We start from the raw sequence: 25,169 nt of genomic DNA, 5'->3' as shown, positions 1-25,169 counted from the left end.
AAGTTTTAGATAATCTTTGGGCGTAATAATCGCTCTCTTGGGATATCGATACTTACCGATCTACCGCCATTTTCTTCAAAAATGTCTATGGCTAGTTTCTCGTTTTCATTCAGCATGAACTTGTTAAACAGTAAGGTTACCGATTGTTCACCATGACCTATGATTTCAAAATTATCGGTACAGGTAAAGATTGGAGGAATGACACGTTCCTGGTACAGATAATCCTTGCTCATTCGTTTACGTAGCTTGGTTCTAAACAGTATATTGTCGATATCGAAATCTAGCGTAGATTCGTTTTTTAACGCTATGCGAATGGCGATTTTCTCTTCGATATAGTATATTCCTGCAACCTCTATTCTCAAATCTCCTTTTTTACCATCTTTAATGTTCATGATGTTGCGGCTGTGTCTTGCCAATTGAGTACAAAGGGATTCAAACTGATCTTCTTTTTCTTTTTCTTCTTCCTCTTCTTTTTTAAAGACAGATACTAAATGATCTGAGGCTTTAACTTTATAAGTCACAGATGGAGCAAAACGATCATATCCTAATGCGATAGAATAATAACCTCCATCATCAGTGATCACAGTAAGGTTAGAGAGTTGGCTTCGGCTATCGATAAGCTCTTCTCCAATATGCTTTAACCGAATCATCTGTGGTAAAGTGTCTGCAACAAAATATGGAGATCCTATATCTACATACTTGATTTTTTTATCAAATAACAGATGTGTTGTTTTTACGTCAGAGACCAACAGAGTATCCTGTTTGTTGATAGGTACCAGGTTATCCTGACCGTGAATTAAGCAGTGATTTGCTATAATCGTTAGTAGTATTAAAAAAATGCGTTTCATAATTGGTTGTCTTTTATGCTGTTCGTTTAAACTGTTTATTATTTCTCTACAAATTCTCGTAATGCCAATTGCATATTTTTCTTCTTGTTGTAGACATCGTAGATGAATTTGTTTTCATCTGCATTAGAGGAGTAGCAGGCATATCGCTCTGGTGATACGGTTACTTTGTATACATTGGATACACTACCCACTTTGATAAAAACTTCTCTTTTATCGGTAGAGAATAGTTTTTCAAGATCAGACTCACTGAAGGATAGATATTGTGCGAACTTATCCTTGGTTGCCATCTTCTTTTTGTGAGAAAGAAGAATCATCGTATCTGTATTGTTAATCATGGCAGGCCCTGCAGGTGTGTCCAAAATGTCTTCTACATCCTGTGTTGCAATAGCTACCTCTCCGTAAAATTTCCTTACCGTCTTGTATAGGTATTTGATGAATTGTGCCATTTCTCCCTTAGAAATAGGTTTCCAGCACTCGTCTATAAATATGGATTTCTTGATCTCAGGGATTTTTCTGATTTTTCCCATGACCACATCTATACACAGCATCGTAACCAGTGGGAATAAAACCGGATGATCTTTGATGTTATCCATCTCAAAAACTATAAATCGTTCTTGTACCAAATCGATCTGATCTTTGGAGTTTAGGATTTGACTATATTTCCCATCATGAAAATCCCTTAGTGACAACTGAAAACTCGTTTTGTCAAAGTACTTCTCCTCATTATCCATTACCGAATGTTGATCTACAAACTCATAGAAAGAAGACATACAAGGAAACTTGTCTTTATCAGATTCAAAACTTTCGTAGTAAGCGTCCAGATACAACCCGATGATTTGTTTTTCTTCTCTCATATGAGGATCATCACCTTTCCATAAAAACAAGATCAGAGAAGTAAGGAATACCTTTTTTTCGTTATCTATTTCACTTAAACTCTGGAAATAAAAAGGATTAAACTGTAGTGGCATATCCAAATCGTAGGCAAAATATTGACCGTTTACGAGTTGACACAATTTCTTGTAGGAGTTACCGATATCGATCATTACGATATGATGTCCTTGCTCATAATACTGGCTGGCGATATGATTGATCAAGAATGATTTTCCCGTACCCGAAGGACCAAAGATGAGTCGATTACGATTTACAATAAGTCCTCTTTTTAGGGGTTCATTCCATAAATCTAATCGTACAGGAGCCCCGTTTTTACGGTCGGTTAATAAAATTCCGTTGGTATTTCCTTCATAATAACTTTCAAAATTTAGGAATACTGGGGTTTGCTCAGAAATCCCAATGAATTTGTAATTTTCCGGAATATAAACCGATGCACCAGGAGCATTATTGATGTATAAATCTTTTAAAGCGTATTTTATTTGGTATGGAGTAATCCCTAATTCTTTAAAGGAATTCTCTAACTGGTTTTTATGATTTTCTAGTTTTTCTTCAGAAGTATCCCAAAGAATGATATTGAAATGTTGGTTTACGAATTTCAATTCTTTCTCAATCACCGTACTTACTAATTCATCAATTTGATCATAGGTAACTTCATTTTCTTTGGATAAAATGGCTAAACTTTTAAACTGGTTGAGTTTGGTTTTTAGTTTTGAAAAAATACTGTCAGAGCTACTAATGTAGATCACCTGATTATAAATATGATTGCATTCTAATCCTAGGCATACTGGTTGGATAAACGGAATCTGAAAATTTGTTTTCTGGGTAGAAAAATCAATATTCTTTTTTGTCGTCTCTATGGTAAGTGGTAATTGATCGTATGAAGTGATGGCATACATTTCTCCCACTTTATTCCCTACCTGAAGCTTTTTGTCAAAGAAGATATCTTGTAGTGCTTGATTCCCTTTTGGAGATAAAGAAAAATACTTTCCGATAACCTCTAGCATACAATCGGTTTTCATCTTTTCGACTTCAAAAAATTCTTCTTTTATCAAGAAAGAAATACTGGTAGTCACTGTTTTTAGAAAAGTATCTACTTCTTCCATATACTTCTCGTATTGTTTTGGACTACTGGTGATACTCATTTTCTTCTTCGAATCCTTGGTGATAAACAAGTAACACTCATGACTTAGCGTGGGTTTCTCGTAGAAAAACTTGTTATCACTTCGGGATAGCATGTGCTCTCCTTTTGCAATAGCTTCTTTTACGGTATCGACAAAGAAGTAATCTTGTTTTTGAATGATCGTATCTTCTGGTAAGGACCTGATGATTTTGTCAAATAGTTGATTGATCCTTTCGATAGCAGCCATATCCAGAGAATATATTTGTGGCAGTTTTAACTTGTACCCAACGCTGATATCTCCCTTTTTGGATACGATTAGATCGTTCTCTACAGCATATATCGGAAATACGGTATTTAGTGTGTCGTTCTTCATGTTACTGGGTGTTAATGTTAAACCATAAGTGATATTTCTTGGGCATATACACTGTTCTTTTATCGAATATCTCCGTGCTTATTTCTTTGGCAGCAGATAGGATTGCGATGTCTTTTGCCTCATCCAGATTAATGCTGTTATTTCCACCTAATGCTGCGGCTTGAGTTCCTCTTTGATAAGCATAATCATATACATCGTTAGCTACTTTGGAAGGAATTTTGGGCCAGGTTCGATTGCCTAAATGAATCCCCTCTCGTCCATCGTAATCGTAGAGACTAAAATCCAATAGGTAAAGTTTATCATGGGCCTTGTAGCTATTGACGTCGATCATTAATCTATTCGTTGAAAGATTAACTTTTCCATAAACCACCGACCCTTTTGGAATGTATAAGGCGGGTTCTTTTAATCGTACATCTTTCTTGGTTCTTATCGCTATGGTACTTCCATTTACCAATACCCCTTGGTCTACAGTTTCTGCGGGTACTAATCCTACGATTTTATCATCCCCTCTGGCAGATCCCGCTCCCTGAAAGTGATTTTTTGCGGTAAACTTATCTTTAATAGCATTCGACATTCGTTCACTTGCCATTTGTGCAGTTTTAGCAATATCTTCTGGGTTAGTTCCACCAACTCCTGTTCCCAGACCAGTTTGGCCATTTTCAAATTTCATCTCCATAGAAGGTTGTCCGTGAGCGGCAGCAACTTGGTTATACGAATCCACAAAAGCACTTAGATTTTCTTCAGGATTGTCGGATTGTGCAGCCATTCTGGATTGCTCCATAAGTTGATCTTGCAAAGCCATTATTCTTTGCAATTCTTCGTCTATATAAACCTCTTCAACTTCTTGAGTATTCCGAGATTTTGTTGCTTGATTATAAGCCGGATTAGCAGCGCTAGCATAAGCATCGTTTTGATATAATTTTTGTTGTTGTTCTAATTCTTGTGGATTCAGGGAATCTTCCATTCCTCTGATGATTGATTCTTCTACGTAAACTTGTTTTTCAGCATCTTCTACATCACTAAGGTTTTTTACTACCTTATTGAGTCCAAAAATGGATTTGTCTTTTTCGTAGTTTTGAATTTTTGAAGTTCTCTTAATTTTTTTGTCATCAACCTTTGGCGTCAAAATATTGATTTTGGCTTCTGATTTATCTGACTCACCAGATGGCATGATAGCTACTTTTATGAAAACACCTATCAGCGCCATAAAGGCTACAAATACAACTGTCGCTATTATTTTTTTGTTTTTGTCCATTTTTGTTTTTTATTGATTCATTGCGATTTCCTTATCTTCTTTTTTGATCCAGCTTCTCCAAACCAGCAGTGGATCTACTCTTTTCCCCTTAAGCCATATTTCATAGTGCAGGTGTGGGCCGGTTACTCTTCCGGTATCTCCAACCAAACCGATGAGTTGTCCTTGTTTTATGGTATCTCCTTTCTTTACCATTTTAATCCATAGGTGACCATACAGTGTTTTGATCTCTTCACCGTGAGCTAGTAGAATTCGATTTCCATAACCGTTTACAAAATCAGCCTTTTCTACGGTTCCGCTGGCAGCGGCATACACAGGCTTTCCCTTTGTGGCTACCAGATCGATACCCTGATGTAGTCTGTTTTCTTTAAGAATTGGATGGTTCCGAAATCCATATGGTGAAGAAACAGTTACAAAATCATTCTTATCCAATGGGAAATAAACCGGAATGTTCTCATACTTTTTTACTGTAGCAGTTTGTGCGGCTATCGTAGCTACACAGAACATGAGTAGCAATAGGCAAACACCATATGTTGCTTTACAATTTTTCATCTTTTTTCTCCTTTGTTTTTTTATGTAGTTTCAGATACAGTATTGGTTTCGTTTTCCTGAGCAAACTCAATATTGTATAGTTCGGTAGCTACGAGGATATCTATCTCTTCTACGATTCTGTTGAAGTTACCATCCATTAAACTATCCACATCATCATCTTTATCCAATACTTTTGGAATGGCTGTTTTTATAGCATCCGTACGTTTATCTATTTGTATTTTCCCTCTGAATATTTTTCGATTAATCTCTTCTCCAAAGTTGTCGGCCACTATCCCTACAAACTCTCCTTGAGATAATTGCGAAAGCGTAGCTACAGGCATTACATATTCCAGGTTTTCGCTAATGCTGTAAGAGGTAGCACTGGTATCTACAGATACACTTTTCATTTTTTGCTTTTTCTTACCAAATACCTCTTGTAGTTTGGTAGCTGTTTCGCTTCTAACCGATCCACTAAAAATGTTTCCTACAATATTGAAGATGGTTTCGGCGATTTTATCTCCATAGTCTCTTTTTAATTGCTCTAGATCCTGCATCCCAATAGTCGTAGATATTTTGTTGGATCTTGCCGTTGCGATCAAGTTGTCTAATCCCATAAAATACATGGTAGGCAACTCATCAATGATCACAGAACAGGGTTGTCTGTTTTGCTGATTGATCTTTTTTAATATCTGTGTAGCAATCAGACCTAAGGCTGGTGAATTTGTGGTTTGGGTAGCTGGCGAATTCGCCAGAATCATGATCGATGGTTCCTTGGGATTGTTGATTTCTAAAGGAACATTTAGTTCCGGATACACATTATTACCCATTACCCAGAATAATTCTTTGGTGGCTAGTTGTGATAGCGGAATTCTGGCAGATGCGGTTTGTCCGGATAACTGCTCAAATGCTTCTTTTTCGAGTGCGTCAGCAAACGGTGTCATGAAGAATTTAAGCTCTTTATACTCCCCAAATATTTTGAAGACCTTTTCATCTGGACAAGCAGCCAATGTTATGGCATGTGGTAGTGTGCAGTATTTACCATCCTCATATATCTTTAAGAAATAGATACAAGAAGCGAAGTAAGAGATTGCGGATTGTGCAAAGAAATCCTTTTGAGTAATCCACTCTTTGTTGAGGTTATATAATACAGTTTGTGCTGCCTCAATCGCATCTGCCGCTTTATTGATCAAATCGGGACTGATCGGGTTTACGAAGTTAGAACGTTCGATATCATCCAGTGAGATAACACTAAAATCGGGTTCTATGTCATATTGTTGTTTATAGTATTGAAAAAAAGCATAGGTTTCTTTGGCTAATGATGGGAATTTGAAATCATATACCAGCATTGTAAATTTCTTTTGAATATGCTGTCTGATGTATTCTTCTATAACAGAGTATGATTTTCCTGAACCTGGAGTTCCTAATACCATAGTAGCTCTAAAAGGATTCACCACGTTTACCACTCCGTTACTCGTCTTAAAGTTCACCGAATACGGGTTCTCCATCACATCTTTTTCTTGCTTGAAGATGAGGTTCTTCTCATTAAACTCATCCTTTTGACCATAGAAATCAAAATGCCTCCTGAAATTGATAAATCCCCAAATAAACGCTACAAAAGAAACAACGGTAAGTCCTAAGTTTAGGAAAATTGGAGTGGGTATTGAAGGCGTTAAAACAAATATGATAACCCCAATTGCTAGACCAATGATGTAATATTTGATCTGATGATTACCCTCTGGTTTCTTTTTGACTTGAAATCCTAGTGAAGCGAAGGCGAATAATAAAATACAAACGAATCTTGTAAATACCGAAGACTGTAAAACAGGTACCTTACTATAAATACTAATCAGAATATTATTTAGGTAACTATTTACTAATCCTTTGTCTACAAAGAAATCTAGATAACTTCCATAAATATCAGCCGATAGCATCGCCAAGCACACTACAAAAGCAAAGATGATGATGATGTCTATGGATAGTTTACCGTCTTTCATGATGTAATATTATTATATTAGTTGTCAGTGTTTTACGGTGTAAAATTAATCCAGATGTACGGGGTCTAGGTAGTGAAAATGAGTAAGTGTCCGATTGAGTTGATAAGTGGTTTATTACAATCTATAAATGTATTTTTTAGATAAATAAGTGATGGATACTTTTGTCGAATGTGTATAAACAGAAAGACCGAATCAACTGATTCAGCCTTTCTGTTGTAGTGTAGGCGGAGAGACTTTCTTCGGCTCGTACCTCGTGTCACTCTGAGCAAAGTCGAAGCGCTCAGGATAAACTTCTCGTCTCTCCTAAGCAGTATTTAACTTTTGGGTATAAAAAAAGCTCCTCGATAAAGAGAAGCTTTTCTTCGGTGCGGGCGGAGAGACTCGAACTCTCACACCTCGCGGCACTAGATCCTAAGTCTAGCGTGTCTACCAATTCCACCACGCCCGCATTTTTAATTTTGTACCCCCTTAGGACTCGGTACAAAAAGTCTCACTTTTATTAGTAAGCGGGTGCAAATATAAACAATACTTTTAAAATAAAAACAACCTTCTCAAAAAATATAAAGTTTTAGTACTTTTAAGCCTTAATTAACTCAATTTCATGCAAAATATAAACTCATATGTTCAAGAGCATAAAGATCGATTTATAGACGAACTTTTAGCCTTGCTTAAAATTCCATCGATTAGCGCAGATTCTGCATACGAAAAGGATGTGATAAAAACTGCTCAGGAGATCAAAAATAGTCTTGAAAACGCAGGATGTGATAAAGTAGAGATTTGTGAAACTCCCGGATATCCTATCGTATATGGAGAAAAAATAATCGATAAAAAGCTTCCGACCGTATTGGTATATGGTCATTATGATGTGCAACCACCAGATCCATTAGATCTATGGGATAGTCCTCCGTTTGAACCTGTAATAAAACCAACAGATATCCATCCCGAAGGGGCAATTTTTGCTCGCGGTTCTTGTGATGATAAAGGGCAGATGTATATGCATGTAAAAGCATTAGAGTTGATGACCAAAACTGATCAATTACCTTGTAACGTCAAGTTCATGATTGAAGGTGAAGAAGAAGTGGGTAGTAAAAGTTTGGGATGGTTTGTAGAGAGAAATCAAGAAAAACTAGCCAATGATGTTATTTTGATCAGTGATACAGGAATGATCGCAAAAGATGTTCCGTCGATAACCACTGGCTTAAGAGGATTAAGTTATGTTGAGGTTGAGGTTACTGGACCTAATCGGGATTTACATAGTGGATTATATGGTGGTGCTGTGGCTAATCCGATCAATGTGTTGACCAAAATGATTGCTTCGTTACATGATGAAAATAATCATATTACCATACCTGGGTTTTACGACAAGGTAGAAGAGTTATCAAAAGAGGAAAGAGCCGAAATGGCCAAAGCGCCGTTTTCTATCGAAGCTTATAAAAATGCATTAGCGATTAATGATGTATATGGTGAAGAGGGATATACCACAAACGAGCGGAACTCGATTCGCCCTACACTTGATGTAAATGGAATTTGGGGAGGATATACAGGTGAAGGAGCCAAGACGGTTATTGCAAGTAAAGCCTATGCCAAAATTTCGATGCGATTAGTGCCTAACCAGGATTGGGAAGAGATTACCGAATTGTTCGCAAAACACTTTGAAAGCATAGCACCCGAAGCGGTAACCGTAAAAGTGACTCCGCACCATGGAGGCCAGGGATATGTTACCCCAATTGATAATATCGGTTATCAAGCAGCGAGTAAAGCCTATCAGGATACTTTTGGTACTACTCCGATTCCACAAAGAAGTGGAGGAAGTATTCCAATCGTTTCCCTGTTCGAGAAAGAACTAAAAAGTAAAACCATTTTGATGGGATTTGGTTTGAATAGTGATGCTATTCATTCTCCAAACGAACATTTTGGAGTATGGAACTATCTAAAAGGAATAGAAACAATTCCGTTGTTTTATAAATATTTTACGGAGCTGAGTCAATAGATCAATAGAATAATAATCTAAGTTTTAGAAAATCCCAGTACATAATTTTGTACTGGGATTTTTTGTTTTTAGACCATTTTCATGAGCTGGATTAAGCGAATCATCAAAGATGGATAATATAGTATGTCGTTTAGTTAGTATAGTATAATTAGAAGTACGAGGATAGCTTTAATTTTATCGTAACTAACACAAAATCAACTCAACTATGAAAACTAAAGCCTTTTTTTTAACGGTTTTGCTATGCCTTTATTTCTCTTCTTTATTAGCACAACGGGAAGCTATAAATGCTAAGCAGTGTAAAGCAAAAGATGTAAACGATTTTATTTTTTCAATGAATCCAAAATCAAAATCCGAGCATGAAAACTTTAATAAATTCACAAACAAGTTTGTTAATAGCAAAACACTTCTGAAAGAAGCTGCAACGACATATACGATTCCAGTTGTTGTTCATGTTTATGGAACCGTCCAACATGGGAAAACGGTAGATTATAACACCATAAAAGAAGCCTTAGATGCACTCAATAGAGATTTTAATGGGCTCAATGATGATTGGAATAGTATAGATCCCTTTTTTGACGGTAGAAAATCAATGCTAAATGTTCGGTTCGCACTGGCAAAAATAGATCCAAACGGAGGAAGTACCAATGGCGTGATTTTTCACCCGGAAGCTTCTGGAATGGGTAATTACAATAGTCCTGTTGTGGCTAGAGATGGATGGGATAATTATAAATATATGAATGTGTACATCACTGGTGACCTATACGGTGATAGGGTTTCAAATAACTCAGGAGTTGCCTGGTATCCCAATACCACTATGTCTGATCAAAATATTGCTCGGGTAGTATATAATGGTCAATATCTACACGGGAATACAGATAAAGAATTTGCGTCGGTGTTTACTCATGAGTTTGGGCATTGGCTCAATTTAATACATACTTTCGAAGGAGGGTGTAATGATCCCAATGGAGATGAAGTTGATGATACTCCTAAAGAGGATGAAAATTCTGGTGATGATGGTTGCGTAGTTGGTGCCACTGATTGTGGGAATTTAATCAATTATGAAAATTATATGGGATACGATTCGGCAGCAGGCTGTGCAAAAATGTATACCCAGGGTCAGGTCAATAGAATGCTGGCAGCATTACAGCACCCTACAAGAAAACCCTTGTGGCAACCTGAGAATCTGACAGCTACAGGTGTTAATCTAAATGGTGCTGCATTGGTTGTAAACAACAATACTGTAGAAGAATCTTTATCAAACGAAGGAGCACTAGTCGATAGTAGTTATGATATCAATATAGAAGGCGGCACTTTTGCCTTAAGTTCAGGAACCTTGGTAGAAGGAATTCATTATGTTTCAGAACTTCCGTCTGGATATTCTCCCACGATAACGGTTGTTAATAATACGAGGCTAAGCGTAAAATTTAATGGAAAAGCAAATAACCATGCAATAGTTGATAATACTGCGGGAAGTATTACTCTCAAAGATGGGCTCATTTCAGGTGGGATTAATACCTTGAACACAGATAAAGTCTCCTTTTACTTTTCTTATTATGATCCCTATCAAGTGGTTTACGTAGATAATGAAGATTATACTGCAAACGCAAGCACGACATGGACTTTTTTCAGAATAGAAGGAGCAGATAGTAATTCGTTCGGTACTTTTTTCGAGAATAATGATCTGAAATTAGAAACTTATCAAAAAGCATTAGTCTGTAATTCAGGAACAAGAAACCCAATCCCGATAGAAGAAAATACATTGATATCTTCTGAAAGTAATTGGGTTGAAGGAGGCGCTTATCCAGATTTGCATGTTATAAGAGATGCTTCGTATACGGTTTGGGATGGAAAAACAGCTTACATTGGTTTTCAACTGGAGATATATCCTGGGAAAACTAATTATGGGTGGTTTAGAATTCAGGTAACCCCAGATGGAAGTTCATATAGCTTGTTGGACTATGCATATAGTACAGAACCGTTTGGAGCAATTAATGCCGGAAGTAAAGTTTGGGGAGGTACCACACCAAACTGTAATGATGGGATCCAAAATGGAGATGAAACAGGAATAGATTGTGGAGGATCCTGTGAGCCCTGTTCTACAACAATTACGTATTGTGAGGCATCCAATGCAGGATCAAGTTTACACATTACCAAAGTAAATTTTGGAGAAATCAACAACAGTAGTACTCATAATCCTTATTCAGATTATACTTCATTATCTACCACAATTAAAAAAAATGATCAAACAGAATTAAGTGTAAACGTAAATAATGAACATTGGACCTATAATGCGGTAGGAGTATGGATAGATTGGAATAATGATGGAGATTTTACTGATACAGGTGAAAGAATATTCTCGAAATATGGCCCAGGGCCATATATAAATAACATAAATGTTCCTTCTTGGGTGATCTCCAATACAACGTTGCGGATGAGAGTTCGAATAGGATATGGATCTGAAGATAAAATTACACCTTGCGGTATCGACTCTTATCTGGGTGAGGTAGAGGATTATAGTATTCTTGTAAATGATGACTCGGGTGCTACATGTAATGATGGAATCCAGAATGGAGATGAAACCGGGGTAGATTGCGGTGGATCATGTGATCCATGTGCCAACGATGATGGAGTAGTCTACGTCGATATTGAGGATGTGTCTGTCAGCCCTTCAAATACCTGGGATTTCTTTAGAATAGAACGAGGAGATGACAATGGATATGGAGCTTGGTATACCAATAACTCGGCTCGCTTGGTTACCTATGGCAAGGATGTAGTTTGTAATGAGAGCACCAGTAATATTACGCTAATAGAGGAAGGCCAAGAAATTGGAAACCTACGTAATTTCAGAAATGACCCGAACAGTTATATTATTAGTTCTTCTTCGTATTCGGATTGGAATGGAAAATCAGGATTTATAGGGTTTGAATTCTTAATAAGTGGAAATACACACTATGGTTGGTTTCATGGTATAGTTTCAAATGATGGATTGTCTTTCACCATATTGGATTATGCTTATCAAACAAAACCCAACACAAGCATCTATACAACCGTAAATACATCTTTCAACCGAAATAATATGGATGAGGTGAATAAAGATCTGCATGAAATTACCATTTCGCCTAACCCTTTCAACAATACTGTTCAAATAAATGTATCCAAACTAAATGGGGAATCTTTATTCATAAGTGTTTATAATATTTTGGGGCAACAACTTTTCGACAGAATGTATACCAATAGTCCAAGTGTAATATCGTTTGGAAAAGAGATAACAAAATCAGGGACGTACTTTGTAAAAATAAAATCGGCTAATTCCAATATAGTACTTCCGATAGTCAAGCAATAACTTGGTAGGTTTTGTTTTTTAATTAAAACTACCTGAAAACCTCTATAGAATCAATAGTTTACTATTTTTTTACAAGGTTTTGATGGTAGTTTTTTTGTATTTATTATTTTTTATTCTACATTTGTAGAGTTAATTCTAATTTAGTAGAGCAATGCAATTATCCAAAGCCGAAGAACAACTGATGAAATACTTATGGAAGTTAGAAAAGGCATTTATGAAAGATTTGCTGGATGCTTTTCCCGAACCTAAACCGGCAACGACTACCGTAGCCACATTGCTTAAAAGAATGAAGGATAAAGGTTTTGTAGATTATACGCTCTACGGAAAATCGAGAGAATACTATCCTTTGGTAAAAAAGACCGATTACTTTTCGAAGCATGTTAATGGATTGATTAAGAATTTTTTCAATAATTCTGCTTCTCAGTTTGCCTCTTTTTTCACTGAAGAGACGAACTTATCAACTTCAGAATTAGAAGAGCTCAAAAAGATTGTTGACCAACAACTTCAAAAACAGAAAAAATGATAGCATATATCCTTAAATCTACACTTTGCTTAGTGCTGTTATGGGCTTTCTACCGATGGTTTCTGGAGAAAGAAAGTATGCACGTTTTGAAACGTTTTTACCTTTTGTTCAGCTTAGTTTTTGCATATACGATCCCATTAATTACTATTACGTATACGGTAGATGTTGTAGCTGATCAAGAAGCCCTTGTTACTCCTACCACATCGTATGTCTATCTGGAAGATGTGCCACAAGAAGTACCTTCTATTAATTATTGGCCTATTGTATTATGGACATTGTATGGGATCGGTGCTCTTATTTTTGGTACCAGATTCCTATTGAATTTGAGGAGGATGTTCAAAAAAATTACCACTCATGAGCAACTAAAAACACCTTCATTTATACATGTTTTATTGGGTAATACGGTAGTTCCTCATTCTTTTTGGAGTTACATTTTTGTACCAGGAAGAGCATTTAAAGAAAACAAAATCCCGAAAGAAGTATTGTTACATGAACAAACTCATGTAGCACAAAAACACACACTCGATATTCTATTTGTTGAAATTATGCAAGTCATATTTTGGTTTAACCCGATGTGGTATTGGATCAAAAGAGCAATAAAGCTAAATCATGAATTCCTGGCAGACCAAAGCGTATTGCATCAAGGAAATTCTATAATAAAATATATAGACCTACTCGTTGGGTATAACAGCAGTCCTAATCACACTGTGCTAGCGAGTTCAATCAATTATTCATTAACCAAAAAACGAATCGTTATGATGTCACAACAATTTTCTAGAACCAAAGCAGCGACAAAGCTGTTGCTGCTTTTACCCCTTTTGTTTGGGTGTATGCTGTTATTTACTAATGAAATTGTAGCCCAGCAAAGAAATGTCAATTATTCCAAAACCGTTCAGGATAGTGATTCTGATAAACAAATAAAGATAAAAGTAACAGGAAACCAAATCACGGTAAACGGGAAGGCCACTAGTATCTCCAATTTTGCTACGGTTATTGATAATACCACCAAACAATGGAAAGATGAAGAGCTGAAAGGGTTTAATTTTGATGTGAAATTACAAAATGCTAATGATGATTTTATTGAGGCAATAAACAGAGAGTATAAAAAAACTAGATTATATCGGTCCAATCCAGAACATGATCTAATTCCATCAGCCCCTCCATTACCTCCTGCGCCAATAGTACGCAAAGGGGAAGCAAGTGCGATTCCGCCACCTCCAAAAGAGACTAAAAGGATAAAACGTAGTGGAGCACCAGCACCACCAACTCCTCCAGGAGCTCCAACTCCAACTTCAGATTCTCAGGTTTTTGAAGATAATGAAGTAGAAGAAGCGGTGTTGGCTGAAATTGAGGAAGAAGAAGAGAGAAGAGTCCAAGAGATAGAAGAAGCTAACGAAATAGCTATGGTAAGCAGAGAAGAAATAGCTGAAAGAGCAAGAGAAGCAGCAGAAAGAGCCAGGGAAATTGTGGAAGCATCAAGAGAAAGAGCTAAATCGCAAGTAGAAATGGTCCGAAGGGAAAGAGCACAGCAACAAGAAGTGCGAATTCGGGCGCATGAAGAAGCTAGAAAAGCTGCTATGATTGCTCAGGAACATGCGTTGAAAGCACAACGAGATGCAGAAAGAGCAAGAGAACGTGCCATTAAACAAGCTATGGAGTCTAGAAAAGAAGCCATGTTCCAGGCAGAAAAGGCAAGAGAACAAGCCATGAAACAGGCTTTGATGGCAAGAGAGGAAGCCGAAAAAGCAAGAGCAATGGCTATGGAGCAAGTAAGGAAAGATAGAGAACTGGTAGCAAAAGAGCGAGAGCAATTAAGAGCTGAAGCCAGAAAATCTTTGGAAGAAGCTCGTAAAGAAGCTGAAAAAGCTCGTAAAAAGGCAAGAAAAGAGTTGAAAAGAGCTAAATCCAAAGCCAGAAAAGATAATAACCGCTAAAACACTTGATTTATTTTTGTAGCCGCATATAATTTTTAACTCCCTTTTGGGAGTTTTTTTGTGCAACATTTACTTATAAATCAGCGTTATACCTAGTATCAATCAAAAAACCCTTAGATGATGTTAAAGAGATTTTTTATTTTATGCTCGGGAGCAGATACTTCCATTTTAGAGAGTTGTAGTAATGGAGAACAAAACAAGTATGCTGGTATAGGAGCTACGGTTTTTTTTACCGCAGTAATGGCTTCTATTGCTGCGAGTTATGCACTGTATACTGTTTTTGATAATTATTTTACTGCTGCCTTTTTTGGGCTGATTTGGGGATTGTTAATCTTTAATCTGGACAGATTCATAGTATCCACCATCAAAAAAAAGGACAACTTTTTGGATGAACTGCTACAGGCATCCCCCAGAATAATTTTGGCAATCATCATTGCCATTGTCATTTCAAAACCCTTGGAATTAAAAATTTTCGAGAAAGAAATAGATCGCGTGTTATTAGAGCAGAAGAATGATTATACTCTTGCCAACAAGGAACAGATCGCAACTCAATTCACTCCGGTGATTAATGGAATCGATCAGGAAATTGGAGCCCTAAAAGAAGAAATTGCGACCAAGGAAACTGAAGTTAATGACTTATACGAAACCTATATTGCAGAAGCCGAAGGTCGAAAAGGAACCGAAATCATAGGTAAAGGCCCTGTATATAAAGAAAAAAGAGAAAAGCACGATGCTGCCCTAGAAGAACTGGTAGCACTTAAAAAGAATAACGCCGAGAAAATAGCTACGCTAGAAAATCAAAAAGTGCAGCTAGCTACTGAGTACGAAACTCAAGTGGATAACTCACAACCTATTATCGATAATTTTGATGGATTGATGGCAAGGATCAACGCGCTTAATGAATTGCCATGGTTGCCCTCATTCTTTATATTTTTATTGTTCCTGGCTATCGAAACTTCTCCGATTTTTGCCAAACTGATATCTCCAAAGGGGGAATATGATTTTAAATTGCAAGATGCCGAGGGAGAAATAAGAACCTGGGTAGAGCAGAAAGAAGGTCAGCGAGCTGTGGTATTACAAACAGACTTTGATATCAATGATCGAGTATACGGTGATCTTACCGAAGAGGAAGAACTTTATGCTTATAAAAAGAAAGTGGCTAGAGAAATGATGAAAAAACAGCAAGATGCTTTTTATAAAAAACAAACAGGAATTTTATAAAAACAACTGAAGCTAGAATTTTCTATCCGGATGATATACGTCCAGATCTAGAGAAGGTTTTTTATCGCTAATTAGTTCGGACACCAATTTTCCGGTGGCAGACCCCATGCTCCAACCCATCATGGCATGACCTGTAGCTATAGTAAGGTTGTTACACTTTGATGATTTTCCTATGTATGGTAAACCATCTGGACTTACTGGTCGTAATCCACAAGCGGCTTTGCCTTTTTCTTCCGGGGTTAACTCGATATTAGGAAAATAGCGCTGCGTAGCTTTAGCAATAGCTTCAACTCGTACTTGATTAATTCGATGATTAATTCCGGCAATTTCCATAGTTCCGGCAAACCGGGTAAATCCATCCATTGGGGTGATTGCTACTTTTGCTTCTGCAAGAATTGCGGGAATGGTGATGCCCAAATTTCTATCAGAATTGATTCGGTACCCTTTTCCCGCCTCCAGCAGCAGGTTGATACCAAGTAATTTGCTTAACTGGTTAGACCAGGAGCCTGCAGTTAAGATATATTCGTCTGCGGTATAGGTATGAGTGCTATTGTCTATAGAAACTATTTTTCCATTGTTGAAGGACAGATTTTCAATCTTTTCATTTTTATGAAATCGAACTCCAGAAGCTTCCAGGTAGTTTTTCATTTCTTTCATAAAAGTATTGGGTGTGGTATGTGCGTCACATTCATACCAGGTTGCACCAATTGCCTGTACTGCAGTATCAGGATATAGTTTTTGTAGTTCTTCTTTTGGTAATGTTTTGGTAGTTAACCCTTCTTTTGTAGCGGTTTCGGCGACTTGAATTTCTTCTTCCAGCATTTTTTCGGTTTGACAGAGCATCAGAAGTCCTTTTTTTTCTAACTGGAAGGAAAAGTTTTCATCATTTTTGATATCCGTATACAGATCTCTCCCCAAAATTGCAATCTCTTTGATAGCAGGAATCCCTTTTTGTACATTTTTGCTAGAGCATGAGGCATTAAACGCTAAAGTCCATTTCAGAAAATTAGAATTAAGTCGTGGTTTTATAAAAAGAGGACTTGAAGGATTAAACATCCATTGCAATCCTTTTTTCATGACTCCTGGAGCGGCTAGCGGTATGATATGACTAGGGGATAAATATCCTGCATTGACATAAGAAGCTCCAAAATCCATCGAGGATTGATCGATAACCGTAACTTGATGCCCTTCTTTATGAAGGTAATATGCAGTGCATAAACCAATAACACCTCCACCAATCACAATACAATTTTTCATTGCTCTGTTTTTTAAAAACTACATCGGTTAAATTACTTGAAATCCATGGGCATAAGGGTCGTCATCATCGATAGTAATCGTATTATATCCATAGATTTTAGCCCAACCTTGTATACTGGGGACAATTGCTTTTTGATCACCCAACATGGTTTCTTGTTCTATACGTCCTATAAATGTACTACCAATGATGCTTTCATGTATAAAATCCTCTCCTTTTTTTAATTTCCCTTTTGCATGTAATTGCGCCATTCTAGCAGAAGTGCCAGTACCACAAGGAGATCGATCGATCGCTTTGTTTCCATAAAAAACTGCATTTCTTCCAGAGGATTTTGGATCGATAGCGTCTCCTGTCCATAACATATGACTTACGTCTCTAATCGTTTCGTCTTCTGGATGGATAAAGGTATTTGGATATTTTTGGTTGATGCTTTTGCGTAATACTTGTGAGTATTGAATTAGTTTGGATGCTTCGAAAGCGTGCATTCCTTCAAAATTCAATTGCGGATCGATAATGGCATAAAAATTTCCCCCATAGGCGACATCAAAAACAAGTGTTCCCAGTTCGGGACAATCTATTTCTAATCCTTCAGCAGCTAAATATGATGAGACATTAGTTAATTTTACCCAATCGACTTTTTTTCCGGTTTGTTGATATTGAATTTCAACCAACCCAGCAGGGGCTTCCATTCGTATTTTTCCAGGTGTTTTAGGATCAATTAGTCCTTCTTCGATAGCTATGGTGATAGTACCAATAGTTCCATGACCACACATGGGCAAACAACCCGAAGTTTCAATAAACAAAATCGCAAAATCATTTTTCGGATCATGAGGTTCGAATAAAAAACTACCACTCATCATATCATGACCTCTGGGTTCAAACATTAACCCCTTCCGAATCCAGTCATACTCTTTTAAGAAATGTTGCCGTTTTTCGCTCATAGAATTTCCTACCAAAGGAGGATGACCGGTAGTCACTACTCGTACAGGATTACCACAGGTATGTGCGTCTATGCATCGATATACTGAGATACTCATATTACAGTGGGTTTCGTGTGGAATCTCCATTCACCAATCTGGAAATACCAAGAGGGTTTTGATTTTGTAACTCATCTGGTAATAAATGATCAGGCCAGTTTTGATAACTCATAGGGCGTACCCAACGCTTTATAGCATGTATGCCTACGGCAGTAAATCTACTATCAGTAGATGCAGGATATGGTCCTCCATGAAGCATCGATGGGCATACTTCTACTCCTGTGGGTACTCCATTAAAAATAAGTCGACCTACCCTGTTTTGCAGTGCTTCTATAATAGTACGGTGATCTGCTATCTCTTCTTGCTCTGCCAAAATAGTCCCGGTAAGCTGTCCCTCGAGATGATCGATAATAGTGGTTAACTCCTCCAGATCTTTACATTGTACTACCAGAGAGAACGGCCCAAAAACCTCTTGGTGCAGATTGGTGTTGTTTAAAAAGGAATCTCCATCTACTGTGGTAATCATTTGACCAGCAAAGTTTGGTTCCAAATCACCTTGATAATCGGCTGTTTTAGAAATACCTGATTCTTGAAGCATATTTGCTGAGTTGTTTTTGTAGTTGTTTACAATATTGGGATGCAACATACAAGAAGGAGTGATCGTTAAGATTTCAGTAGATAATTTATCAATAAAATGATCCAGCGCTTCACTTTTTACCCCCAAAATCAAACCTGGATTTGTACAGAATTGCCCGGTACCCAAAGTGATAGATTTGGCATAAGTAGTTGCCAAAGATGCTCCTCTTTTTTGTAGGGTTTCCGGCAAGATCACAACGGGATTGATACTTCCCATTTCTGCAAATACCGGTATGGGCTCTGGCCGTTGAGCTGCAAGATCAAATAATGCTCGCCCTCCTTTGATACTTCCGGTAAAACCGACACCTTTTATTTTTGGATGTTTGACCAATTGCACACCTACTTCGATACCCGAACTGTTGAGGTTAGAAAATACTCCGTTGGGCATTTTCGTTTTTTCTGCAGCAGCTATGATAGCAGATGCAATGAGCTCTCCTGTACCAGCATGCATTGGGTGCGATTTTACAATCACGGGACATCCCGAAGCCAAAGCAGAAGCTGTATCACCACCAGCGGTAGAATAGGCTAAAGGAAAATTACTGGCACCAAAAACCACCACCGGACCTAATGGGGTTAACATTTTTCTAAGATCTGGTTTTGGGATGGGGATTCGATTAGGATCTGCTGTATCTATAGTGGCTTCGACCCATGTTCCGTCGGCTACCAAATTTGCAAAAGCTCTTAATTGACCTATGGTTCTTGTTCGTTCCCCAATAGCTCTTTTTTCTGGGAGTCCACTTTCAGAAATATAGGTTTGAATTAATAGATCACCCAGAGCAAGAATCTCTTCGGCGATCGTATTCAAAAATTGAGCTTTATCTTTTCCAGAAACCTTTTTATACGCAGCAAATGCCTCAGAAGCCAGATCAATTGCATGGTTGATCTCCGTTTCGGAAGCTTCATAATACAAAGGTTCATTTTCGATATTGACCTTTGGATTAAAGGTTGTGTAGGTTTTATCTCCTTGGGAGGAAAGATGATTGCCTATATAATTTTTACCGGTTATCATGTTTTTATTATGTATTGATACGTGTGATTTTATTTGATCTTATGCATTTTGAAGAGCCGCTATATTTGGTAATTTCGGTCTATTTTTTAGTCCTGTTTCAATAATTTCGAGCACCTGTTTTCGCTCCTCTCCGGATAACGGTAATCGGGGAGGTCTTACATTTTCGGTCCCTATTCCTGTGGCAACTTCGGCCAGTTTAATGTTTTGTACTAATTTAGGGTTTATGTCTAACTCTAGCAATGGTAGAAACCATCTATAGATGGCGATAGCTTCTTCGATTCTTCCTGCTTTTTGAAGCTCATAGATAGCTACGGTTTCTTTGGGAAATGCATCGACCAGACCTGCTACCCATCCATCGGCGCCCATGATCAGGCTTTCTAATGCCAAGGTATCTACTCCTGATAGAATTTTTAATCGATCTCCGAATCGATTTTTAATTCTGGTTACATTAGAAATATCTCTAGTAGATTCTTTTACAGCCTGTATATTGTCCAAGGTCAGTAAATCCTCAAACATATCTAGAGTTACTTCGATAGCATAATCCACAGGGTTGTTGTAGATCATTATGGGTAGATCAGTATTTTTGGCTATTTCTTTAAAATAAGCGATCGTTTCTTTATCACTAGCTTTATATCGCATAGGAGGAAGCATCATCAAGCCGCTAGCACCATCTTCTTTTGCATTTTTAACCGCTTGTATCCCTCCTTGGGTAGTTTGTTCTGCAATATTAATGATAACAGGAACCTGGCCATTAACGATCTCTACTGTTGTTTGCACCAAAGTTCTTTTTTCAGGATCACTTAATGTACTTGCTTCGCCAAGAGTACCGCCCAAAATAATTCCATGAACTCCGGCCTCTAACTGAGCTTTTATATTCACCTCAAACATCTTGAGGTCTAAGGTGTCTTGTGGTGTAAATTTTGTAGTCACTGCGGGCATTACCCCTTTCCATTGTATTGCCATGATAAATGTTTTGACCAAAAGTAGAATCTCTACTTAGCATGCAATACGCATAAGTTATCTAATATTGATACTATATTACCTTAATTTGTGTTTGTTTTGATTTTATTGAGTAATATTGATGAAGTAAGATGAAGGCACTTTCTTTTAAAATACCCAAAACTACTACTGATGCCCTTATTGTGCAGGAGGATCGAGGAGCTACATTTTATGATGCTTTTCATCAGCATGAAGAAATTCAAATCTCATGGGTCATTTCTGGAGAAGGGAGTCTGATTGTAGGTGATACGGTTTCAAGTTATCAGCCCAACGATATATTTATTTTTGGAAGTAATGTACCTCATGTGCTAAAAAGCAGTAGCATAGCATCGCATTCTCATATGATTTCTTTGTTCTTTACCAGAACATCCTTTGGGGATGATTTTTTTGATCTGTCTGAATTTGATGAGGTGAGAAGTTTTTTTGATTTGTTTCCATTTGGAATAAGAGTGCTTTCAGAAAAGGAAAACTTAAAAAAGATGTTTTTGGATATAAAGAATGAGCCTAATAAACTGGAAAGATTGCTCATTTTTTTACAAATGCTAAAAACACTCTCTCAAACCCGTAAAGAGACAATATCTTCCTCTTTATTGAAGAAAAAATACAGTGATAATGAAGGGAAGAGAATGGCTCAGGTTTTTCAATTGGTAATGAATGAATTTTATAGAGATATTACCCTGGAAGAAGTTGCTAAGAAGGCAAACATGACAAAAAATGCCTTTTGCAGGTACTTTAAAAAAAGAACCAATAAAACGTTTTTTGAATTTTTGACCGAAATTAGAATTGAAAATTCATGTCTGCTTTTGTCAAAAGAACCGGACATATCGATTGCAGAAGCTTCATACAAAAGTGGGTTTAAAAATTTATCTCATTTCAACCGGAAGTTTAAGAAGATAAAGAAGAACACTCCTACCGAGTTTAGAAAAAAACTTTGGTAATACTCACTGATTAAACTGAAGTTTAATTGGAAACTTTTCTATGTAGATTTGATTTCTATTCTTGTATCTCTTTTGATAGGAAATACTTTTTTATAAGTCAAACATCTCCATATCCATTCCAGAGGACCAAATTTAAAGTAAGTCAGCCAAACTTTGCTTAGTATTACTTGGCATACAAAGACTACCAGAGCTATTAGTAAGGTTTGAGATGGGCTCAATGTTTCATACCATCCTAATCCAATCGAAGAAAATAGCAAAACCCCAATCAAGCTTTGAGCCATGTAATTTGTTAACGCCATTCTTCCTGCGTATTTGAGAGGCGCAAGTAGCGTTTTCCATTTGGTATTATACCATATCCAGCCTATTACCAAAAGGTAAAACAATCCCATAACCACATCGGAGACGACCATTCCTTTGATGAAAAGAGTTCTTACAAATTCTATTCTATAGATTTCTAAATCGGTAAGAACAAATAAGAATAGGATTCTATAGAGATTTGTCAGTAAAGCAACTAGAATCATAGGTTTTTTAATACTCAGGATAAAAGTGTCCATAGATTGGTAGACTTTATTTTTACCCAAATACAAACCTAAGAGAAACATGGATAATGCGATCGGACTCATAAAACCAAGCAACATCGGGATATTAGATGGATATTCTAATAGCCGTAAATGAATGCCCTCTAGATATGTTCCGTACCGGATAATTTGATGTACGGTTTCTCCTGTATATCCTTTTAAAAAGATTTCTGGTTGAAAATGAAGTAGTTCGAATATATATCCTAAACACTGATCATAGAAAGGGAAAAACAGAAAAAAACCAGAAAGTATAAGAATGAATTTATTAGATTTTCTCAGCAGTAAAGTGGTCATAAGCCCTAGGATAGCATACAGATACAATACATCTCCAGACCATAGAAATAGAATATGGATACCCCCAAAAATGAATAAAATGAACATTCTTCTGGCAAAAAATGAAAATGATAGTTGATTCCTTTCCAGCATTTTGATCGCCTGCATAGAAATTCCTAAACCAAAGAGTAATGAGAAAATAGGGAAGAATTTGGTGTAGAAAAATAGCTGTAGTATTTTTTGAGAAATTAAATCGAGTTGAGAAGTCCATTGTTTTGCAAATTCATCCTGATTTAAAAAGGTAGAGTTCATGATGACAATATTGACAACAAAAATTCCCAGAATTGCAAATCCACGGAAAATATCTAATATTTCAATTCGCTTGGTGTTTTTGGTAGGTTGCTGATCCAACGTTTGAAATTTTATGGTACTGATAAATGCGATGCAATATATAAATAGTTAGTGGTTTCTTAAGGCTTGGAGGATCAGATTAGACCTATTTTTTCATAAGTGGAAATACGTATTTTTAGGGCACATTAGTTAAAACCCACATCAGTAAGCGTAATCAATATCAACAGTAAACAAACGACTCCCACCACTGTTGTAAAAATTCCCATTTTTTTTGATTTTGTCCAACCGGAAAGCGCAATTAAAAAAGACAAGGCAAAAAGCCCAATCATAAAGGTGAACATCCCTATGATTCTGGCGAGTAAAAAATCATCTTCGGTTACATCTTGCAGATATCCACCAGGAGTTGTCGTCATCGAAATTTTGGTCATTGCAAATAGAGCAACCAGAAAGCAACCAGCAGAAATTGTGGCTGTTTTTAATAAGCGATTTGTCAATTTATCGGCTTTTTCGGATATGATCAGATTAGCAACAATGGTTATAGAAAAACCGCTCAATAAAGAACAGATTAAAAGCATTTGATTGGCTAGGCTGTTCCAATATTCTAGAGTCATTTGCATATATGGTGTTTAGTTATTGTTGATGAAATCAATGAATTTCAATACCTCTTTTCTGGACTCGATCATTGCTTTTTTTGTTCCTTCTTCTGTTCCTCCATACAAAAACCGATGTTTTTTAATGCCTGTTAATCGCAACGACTGACTGGTAGCTACTCGAGTAGGTTCTCCCTTAGAAAACCATAAAAATTGATGTCCCGCATTTTCGTATCCAATTGATTTTATGGTATTGCGCCCTTCGGTTTCTTCTACCATCATTTCAGACATTTCATACGATGGCCATACCAAATCTGCTTTTCCAGATAATAATAGTGTAGGGCATTTAATTTTTGAAACATCAATAAATCCTTCTGACGAGTTAACTCTATTTTTCAATATGGGATCGATGTATTTTTTATACATAATTTTACCTGCTTCGTCATCAAATCTTCTGATGTTAGCAAACGGTATGTCCTTACCCTGATAGGTCCACGAAGATAGTAATGGCATTGTATCGTCGACTCCAACATGATCGGGAAGTACAATATTAGATGGGGAATATCCTATTAAACCATCAACATCATCAAATTTGCTTGCATATAATAAAGCCAATTCTGCACCTCTAGAGATGCCCAATAGAATAATTTTTCTAGTACCTTCATTTTTTGTTTGTGCCCAATCGATACACTTTTTTACATATTCGATAGGTATTCTGTTTATTCTTTTTGGGAGTAGTTTTTGACCTTGATAAGCAACAGAAAAAACGTCGTATCCTTCTTGTACCAATCCTTCTAATTCTCTGGCATGTAATAGCCCTTTACCAGATCCTGGTAAAACAACAATTATGGGATTTTGGATGTTTTCCTTTTGAAAAAGATATTCTCCAACAATACCATTTTCTTCTACCGCTTTAACGTTTACGTTTAATGCTGCTTTTTGGCAACTTAGCAGTAATGTGATGATAAATACCTTGATTAGATGTCTCATCCCAAAAGTAAATACGAAGTTTTATTAGTTTTTAAAATCACCTTCAAAATCTGTAAGTGATATATTCTTTATCTGCTTTGAATAGGTTCCAAATATTCTATTTTTATCGAGATCGACAGCTAGATAGTCGGTCCAACAAGAAAAGAGATGGAAATCATCCTTTTTGCCGAATTCAGAATCTTGTTTGATTTTACGCGGAGCGATAATGTAATAACTACCTAATTGAAAAGTAGAAGCATAAGGCCTGCATAACATACCGTCATCTCCCCATATTTTGATCCTTTTTCTGGATTCATTTCCCTGGTATATTTTAACGATTTCTACCGTAGTAGAGAAAGGCATTTTTTTATCATAGCCCCGATCGTCTTTATAATATAAATAATCAGAATACTCAATTACCTTTACCAAGGCTATAAACTCTGTCTGATCAATAATGCCTTTAAAACTACAGTCACCCTGGCAATCGCAATCACAGGCAAATGAGTTTATTGATAAGAACATAAACAACAATACAAACATTCTGGTTGGTATTAGACATTTCATGAAAAAAGAG

Annotated in this window: 19 protein-coding genes and 1 tRNA gene; 6 read left to right on the top strand and 14 right to left on the bottom strand. The window is 36.8% G+C overall.

Annotated features, from left to right (window positions below):
• Positions 1-5: 5 nt before the first annotated feature.
• The 6 genes from BUE24_RS16335 to BUE24_RS16310 form a co-directional block, all read right to left on the bottom strand.
• A complete protein-coding gene (locus BUE24_RS16335) occupies positions 6-848 on the bottom strand; it encodes a DUF4138 domain-containing protein (protein WP_073318031.1) in 843 nt (280 codons plus the stop codon).
• A gap of 38 nt (positions 849-886) precedes the next feature.
• A complete protein-coding gene (locus tag BUE24_RS16330) occupies positions 887-3,232 on the bottom strand; it encodes a TraG family conjugative transposon ATPase (protein ID WP_073318028.1) in 2,346 nt (781 codons plus the stop codon).
• A 1-nt stretch (position 3,233) separates the two neighbouring features.
• Positions 3,234-4,487, bottom strand: a complete 1,254-nt coding sequence (gene traM / locus BUE24_RS16325; protein WP_073318025.1) for a conjugative transposon protein TraM — start codon at positions 4,485-4,487, stop codon at positions 3,234-3,236.
• A gap of 9 nt (positions 4,488-4,496) precedes the next feature.
• On the bottom strand, positions 4,497-5,036 hold the full coding sequence (locus BUE24_RS16320) for a M23 family metallopeptidase (protein ID WP_073318022.1): 540 nt from the start codon (positions 5,034-5,036) through the stop codon (positions 4,497-4,499).
• A 20-nt stretch (positions 5,037-5,056) separates the two neighbouring features.
• Positions 5,057-7,009, bottom strand: a complete 1,953-nt coding sequence (locus BUE24_RS16315; protein ID WP_073318019.1) for a type IV secretory system conjugative DNA transfer family protein — start codon at positions 7,007-7,009, stop codon at positions 5,057-5,059.
• 366 nt (positions 7,010-7,375) lie between these two features.
• A tRNA-Leu gene (locus BUE24_RS16310) sits at positions 7,376-7,457 on the bottom strand.
• Positions 7,458-7,610: 153 nt separating this feature from the next.
• Here BUE24_RS16310 and BUE24_RS16305 point away from each other — a divergent pair.
• From BUE24_RS16305 to BUE24_RS16285, 5 genes are all read left to right on the top strand, one after another.
• Positions 7,611-8,999 (top strand): dipeptidase, encoded by a 1,389-nt coding sequence (locus BUE24_RS16305; RefSeq protein WP_073318016.1) that lies wholly within the window; start codon positions 7,611-7,613, stop codon positions 8,997-8,999.
• 205 nt (positions 9,000-9,204) lie between these two features.
• Positions 9,205-12,342 carry a M43 family zinc metalloprotease gene (locus BUE24_RS16300; protein ID WP_073318013.1) on the top strand — a complete coding sequence of 1,046 codons (3,138 nt, stop codon included), beginning with the start codon at positions 9,205-9,207 and terminating at the stop codon, positions 12,340-12,342.
• Positions 12,343-12,493: 151 nt separating this feature from the next.
• The gene (locus tag BUE24_RS16295) at positions 12,494-12,865 is read left to right on the top strand and encodes a BlaI/MecI/CopY family transcriptional regulator (protein WP_073318010.1); all 372 of its coding nucleotides are present in this window, start codon (positions 12,494-12,496) and stop codon (positions 12,863-12,865) included.
• The gene (locus BUE24_RS16290) at positions 12,862-14,799 is read left to right on the top strand and encodes a M56 family metallopeptidase (RefSeq protein ID WP_073318007.1); all 1,938 of its coding nucleotides are present in this window, start codon (positions 12,862-12,864) and stop codon (positions 14,797-14,799) included. Before BUE24_RS16295 ends, BUE24_RS16290 begins: the two co-directional genes overlap by 4 nt.
• Before the next feature lie 120 nt (positions 14,800-14,919).
• The gene (locus tag BUE24_RS16285) at positions 14,920-16,020 is read left to right on the top strand and encodes a DUF4407 domain-containing protein (protein WP_073318671.1); all 1,101 of its coding nucleotides are present in this window, start codon (positions 14,920-14,922) and stop codon (positions 16,018-16,020) included.
• 12 nt (positions 16,021-16,032) lie between these two features.
• Here BUE24_RS16285 and BUE24_RS16280 read toward each other — a convergent pair whose 3' ends face one another.
• From BUE24_RS16280 to BUE24_RS16265, 4 genes are read right to left on the bottom strand one after another with little or no spacing between them, the layout of a single operon-like run.
• The gene (locus BUE24_RS16280) at positions 16,033-17,277 is read right to left on the bottom strand and encodes an NAD(P)/FAD-dependent oxidoreductase (RefSeq protein ID WP_073318004.1); all 1,245 of its coding nucleotides are present in this window, start codon (positions 17,275-17,277) and stop codon (positions 16,033-16,035) included.
• Positions 17,278-17,304: 27 nt separating this feature from the next.
• The gene (locus tag BUE24_RS16275; RefSeq protein ID WP_073318001.1) at positions 17,305-18,312 is read right to left on the bottom strand and encodes a 4-hydroxyproline epimerase; all 1,008 of its coding nucleotides are present in this window, start codon (positions 18,310-18,312) and stop codon (positions 17,305-17,307) included.
• A 1-nt stretch (position 18,313) separates the two neighbouring features.
• Positions 18,314-19,897 carry an aldehyde dehydrogenase (NADP(+)) gene (locus BUE24_RS16270; RefSeq protein WP_073317998.1) on the bottom strand — a complete coding sequence of 528 codons (1,584 nt, stop codon included), beginning with the start codon at positions 19,895-19,897 and terminating at the stop codon, positions 18,314-18,316.
• A 39-nt stretch (positions 19,898-19,936) separates the two neighbouring features.
• On the bottom strand, positions 19,937-20,860 hold the full coding sequence (locus BUE24_RS16265) for a dihydrodipicolinate synthase family protein (protein WP_073317996.1): 924 nt from the start codon (positions 20,858-20,860) through the stop codon (positions 19,937-19,939).
• Between the two features lie 128 nt (positions 20,861-20,988).
• Here BUE24_RS16265 and BUE24_RS16260 point away from each other — a divergent pair, with 128 nt between their 5' ends.
• Complete coding sequence (locus BUE24_RS16260; RefSeq protein WP_073317993.1) at positions 20,989-21,834, top strand: AraC family transcriptional regulator; 846 nt, start codon at positions 20,989-20,991, stop codon at positions 21,832-21,834.
• A 38-nt stretch (positions 21,835-21,872) separates the two neighbouring features.
• Here the strand turns inward: BUE24_RS16260 and BUE24_RS16255 are convergent, their stop codons facing one another.
• The 4 genes from BUE24_RS16255 to BUE24_RS16240 all read right to left on the bottom strand — a co-directional run bounded on the left by BUE24_RS16255 (position 21,873) and on the right by BUE24_RS16240 (position 25,159).
• On the bottom strand, positions 21,873-23,096 hold the full coding sequence (locus tag BUE24_RS16255) for a DUF418 domain-containing protein (protein WP_073317991.1): 1,224 nt from the start codon (positions 23,094-23,096) through the stop codon (positions 21,873-21,875).
• 125 nt (positions 23,097-23,221) lie between these two features.
• Entirely contained in the window at positions 23,222-23,653 is a 432-nt protein-coding gene (locus BUE24_RS16250) for a hypothetical protein (protein WP_073317988.1), read from the bottom strand.
• Between the two features lie 9 nt (positions 23,654-23,662).
• Positions 23,663-24,616 (bottom strand): acyl-CoA thioester hydrolase/BAAT C-terminal domain-containing protein, encoded by a 954-nt coding sequence (locus tag BUE24_RS16245; protein ID WP_073317985.1) that lies wholly within the window; start codon positions 24,614-24,616, stop codon positions 23,663-23,665.
• A gap of 24 nt (positions 24,617-24,640) precedes the next feature.
• A complete protein-coding gene (locus BUE24_RS16240) occupies positions 24,641-25,159 on the bottom strand; it encodes a hypothetical protein (RefSeq protein ID WP_073318668.1) in 519 nt (172 codons plus the stop codon).
• Between the last annotated feature and the right edge of the window lie 10 nt (positions 25,160-25,169).

Origin of the sequence: Aquimarina spongiae (assembly GCF_900141785.1) — a bacterium.
Classification (GTDB): Bacteria; Bacteroidota; Bacteroidia; order Flavobacteriales; family Flavobacteriaceae; genus Aquimarina; species Aquimarina spongiae.
The sequence above is the reverse complement of the archived record's forward strand: the minus strand, read 5'-3'. Positions and strand labels throughout refer to the sequence as shown.

Coding starts and splice junctions, on each gene's coding strand:
- BUE24_RS16335 (WP_073318031.1), bottom strand. CDS start 848: ATGAAACGCATTTTTTTAATACTACTAACGATTATAGCAAATCACTGC.
- BUE24_RS16330 (WP_073318028.1), bottom strand. CDS start 3,232: ATGAAGAACGACACACTAAATACCGTATTTCCGATATATGCTGTAGAG.
- traM (WP_073318025.1), bottom strand. CDS start 4,487: ATGGACAAAAACAAAAAAATAATAGCGACAGTTGTATTTGTAGCCTTT.
- BUE24_RS16320 (WP_073318022.1), bottom strand. CDS start 5,036: ATGAAAAATTGTAAAGCAACATATGGTGTTTGCCTATTGCTACTCATG.
- BUE24_RS16315 (WP_073318019.1), bottom strand. CDS start 7,009: ATGAAAGACGGTAAACTATCCATAGACATCATCATCATCTTTGCTTTT.
- BUE24_RS16305 (WP_073318016.1), top strand. CDS start 7,611: ATGCAAAATATAAACTCATATGTTCAAGAGCATAAAGATCGATTTATA.
- BUE24_RS16300 (WP_073318013.1), top strand. CDS start 9,205: ATGAAAACTAAAGCCTTTTTTTTAACGGTTTTGCTATGCCTTTATTTC.
- BUE24_RS16295 (WP_073318010.1), top strand. CDS start 12,494: ATGCAATTATCCAAAGCCGAAGAACAACTGATGAAATACTTATGGAAG.
- BUE24_RS16290 (WP_073318007.1), top strand. CDS start 12,862: ATGATAGCATATATCCTTAAATCTACACTTTGCTTAGTGCTGTTATGG.
- BUE24_RS16285 (WP_073318671.1), top strand. CDS start 14,920: ATGTTAAAGAGATTTTTTATTTTATGCTCGGGAGCAGATACTTCCATT.
- BUE24_RS16280 (WP_073318004.1), bottom strand. CDS start 17,277: ATGAAAAATTGTATTGTGATTGGTGGAGGTGTTATTGGTTTATGCACT.
- BUE24_RS16275 (WP_073318001.1), bottom strand. CDS start 18,312: ATGAGTATCTCAGTATATCGATGCATAGACGCACATACCTGTGGTAAT.
- BUE24_RS16270 (WP_073317998.1), bottom strand. CDS start 19,897: ATGATAACCGGTAAAAATTATATAGGCAATCATCTTTCCTCCCAAGGA.
- BUE24_RS16265 (WP_073317996.1), bottom strand. CDS start 20,860: ATGGCAATACAATGGAAAGGGGTAATGCCCGCAGTGACTACAAAATTT.
- BUE24_RS16260 (WP_073317993.1), top strand. CDS start 20,989: ATGAAGGCACTTTCTTTTAAAATACCCAAAACTACTACTGATGCCCTT.
- BUE24_RS16250 (WP_073317988.1), bottom strand. CDS start 23,653: ATGCAAATGACTCTAGAATATTGGAACAGCCTAGCCAATCAAATGCTT.
- BUE24_RS16245 (WP_073317985.1), bottom strand. CDS start 24,616: ATGAGACATCTAATCAAGGTATTTATCATCACATTACTGCTAAGTTGC.
- BUE24_RS16240 (WP_073318668.1), bottom strand. CDS start 25,159: ATGAAATGTCTAATACCAACCAGAATGTTTGTATTGTTGTTTATGTTC.